2 protein-coding genes and 1 pseudogene are annotated in these 2,754 nt (G+C 48.7%); all 3 read right to left on the reverse strand.

The features are described 5' to 3' along the window. A partial coding sequence (gene pdxA / locus K2G43_RS07160; protein WP_300153786.1) for a 4-hydroxythreonine-4-phosphate dehydrogenase PdxA occupies positions 1-879 on the reverse strand: 879 nt, incomplete at its 3' end. Between the two features lie 183 nt (positions 880-1,062). After that, positions 1,063-2,103 (reverse strand): DUF4837 family protein, encoded by a 1,041-nt coding sequence (locus tag K2G43_RS07165; protein WP_300153788.1) that lies wholly within the window; start codon positions 2,101-2,103, stop codon positions 1,063-1,065. 69 nt (positions 2,104-2,172) lie between these two features. Then, positions 2,173-2,754: pseudogene (locus tag K2G43_RS07170) on the reverse strand (23S rRNA (adenine(2503)-C(2))-methyltransferase RlmN); the annotation flags it as partial.

Below are 2,754 nucleotides of genomic sequence, written 5' to 3' on the forward strand. Positions count from 1 at the left end.
CACCGGAAGCCCGGCCGTGTAGTTCTCCCCTTCGTCCATCGCCAAAGCCTTGAACGGAGCCAGTCCCTGGTCGTGATACATGGCCAGAATACCGTCAAACCGTGTGTAGTTGTCCGACCCCATAAATCCGTCAGCCGGATAAGGCCCATAGCAAAGAATGCCTTGAGCCGCCATTTCCTTTATGGCGGGAATAATGATTTCCTGCTCTTCCGTTCCCAACAATCCACCGTCACCGGCGTGCGGATTGAGCGACAATACCGCAATGCGTGGTGCCCCAATGGCAAAATCCTGCTTCAGCGAGCGGTTGAAAATCTTCAGTTTTTCCTCTATCAGCTCTTTGGTAATGGTGGTGGCTATCTCCTTGACGGGAATATGTCCGGTCACCAGCGCCATACGGAAATCATTCTTCATCAGAATCATAAGCGCCTTCTCACCGTTCCCCAACTTCCGCTCAATGTACTCTGTATGTCCGGGAAAAGCAAACTCCTCCGACTGGATGGTATGCTTGTTGATGGGAGCCGTCACAATCACGTCTATCAGCCCATTCTGATACTCCTCAATGGCTTTTTCCAAAGCGCTAAGGGCAGCTTTACCGGCTTCAGCGTCTGGTTTAGCGAACTCAACCTTCACTTCATCATCCGTACAGTTCACCACACTCAGGCGATTGTGCACCGCTTCGGATGCCGAATTCACAATGCTGAAATTGGTCGGCAAATCCAATGATTTGCGATGATAGGCCGCAACCTTGGGCGAGCCATACACAATGGGGGTGCAAAGTTCCAGCATGGCCGGCTCTGCAAAGGTTTTCAAAATCACTTCATATCCCACTCCATTGATGTCGCCTTGCGTAATGCCGACTCTTATTCTGTTATTTTCCATTTTATCAAATCTATTTATTCTTTTCAGTGTGATGTCAAAACAAGCTTTCCGTCTCTATCAGGCACAAATTACGCGGAACACACGAATTAGCGAAAGAAAAGAATTCCGTGCAAGCTATGCGATCCGTGCCTAAATTATACCATTATGTGAGTCTCTTCTCATTTCGACACACCCTCACTCAAGTTAGTTATCAGTTGAAGCTGCGCCTACCGGAATCTCCACACCTTCCTGCTTGCTGCCGGGCAGCTTCACGGTGTAAAGTGAAGCCTCCATTTGGCGAACCAGGTTCCGTTTCAATTTATCCGGCGAATACACAAAGATTTCCGATACGATAATGCGCTGATTGGCTCTGTCCAAACGAACATGCGATACGTATGGGCCACCCATGAAGTCGCCTTTCACGCGCCACAAGCCGCGGGCTTCCAACGCATACTCACCCAGCACGCTGATGGGGCGCACGTCGGTCATCAGAGAATCTGTCATCATATACATGCCTTCACGAGCTCCCGGAATGTTGACTTCCATCACGGAGTCGCGTTTGTGTATAAAATACTCCTTCGTAAATGTATCCTTATCGGTATAGGGATAAGAGTAAATGACAAAATTGCGGTCACCGGTAGCCGTATTCGTACCTGCCCAGAAGAAGTCCTCCCCCTCCTTAAACGAGGCGAGTTCGCCCGGCACCCATACATCGCAATCGAATTTGCTCTTCACCTTCGTAGCGACGTAATCGCTGTGTTTGCCCTCCAATGCGGCAATCTGACGATTCATCTCGGCATGAGTAAAATAGTCAACAATCACCTGCTTATTCTCCGTCACGAATGTTTCAAACGATTTCTCGTCAGGAGCCTGAATGGTCAGAATAGATTGCGGAGCGGCATATACATCCTTAGCATGTTTGAATTTGGGTTGCGTATAACGATCTTTGTTCACATCTATAAGGATGATGTTACGAATCAGTTTCAGCGTAGCATCATAGCTGGCAGGAGCCGTGTACATGATGCGGAAAGAACGCTCCGACTGCGGAAGTCCCGGAACATCGGTATCGAGTACATCAAAAAGAGCCCTGCCGGCAGGACGTTCCCACAATCCGGGGTCAACCACTACCAAAACTTCATACGCGCGACCGCTGGAAGTCGGAGTAAACACGCCTTTCTTACCACTGCACGCCGTGACAAGCGTCAGTACCCATACCATACTCAAATAAAAAAAATGCTTCTTCATATCCTCTCTTTTTTAGTTTTCACAAAACTACGGAAAATACGTAACTTACATCTTGTCCAAACTGATAATTTATATTAATTCTTGTTTATTCTCCTCTTGCTTTGCTGTAGATAGCATGCCGCACGCCGCAAATATATCCTCACCACGCGATGCACGTATAGTCGTAAACAGCCCATGCGATGTCAGATAGTCCCTGAAGGCAGTCATCGTTTCCATATCGGCACCCTCCAAATCCACTCCCGGAATGGCATGAAAACGAATCAGATTGATGCGGCAATCCACCCCGCGCAACAGCTTCAGCAATTCCTTGGCATAAAGCAGAGAATCGTTCACACCCTTGAACACGATATATTCAAAAGAGAGTCTGCGCTGTTTGCTGAAATCATATCCCCTCAGTAGTTCCACTATCTCTGCTATCGAGAAAGCTTTCTCTGCCGGCATCAACTCGCGGCGTTGCAAAGGCACCGGCGAATGAAGGCTGACCGCCAGATGACAATCGCACTCTTCTATAAACCGTTTCAATCCCTTTTTCACTCCCACCGTAGAAAGAGTGATGCGTTTAGGGCTCCAGGCATAGCCATAAGAGGCAGTCATTATCTCCAACGCCTTCAGCACCTCGTCCAGGTTGTCGAGCGGCTCTCCCATCCCCAT

It is taken from the genome of Bacteroides sp., from assembly GCF_029057325.1.
Lineage (GTDB): Bacteria > Bacteroidota > Bacteroidia > Bacteroidales > Bacteroidaceae > Bacteroides.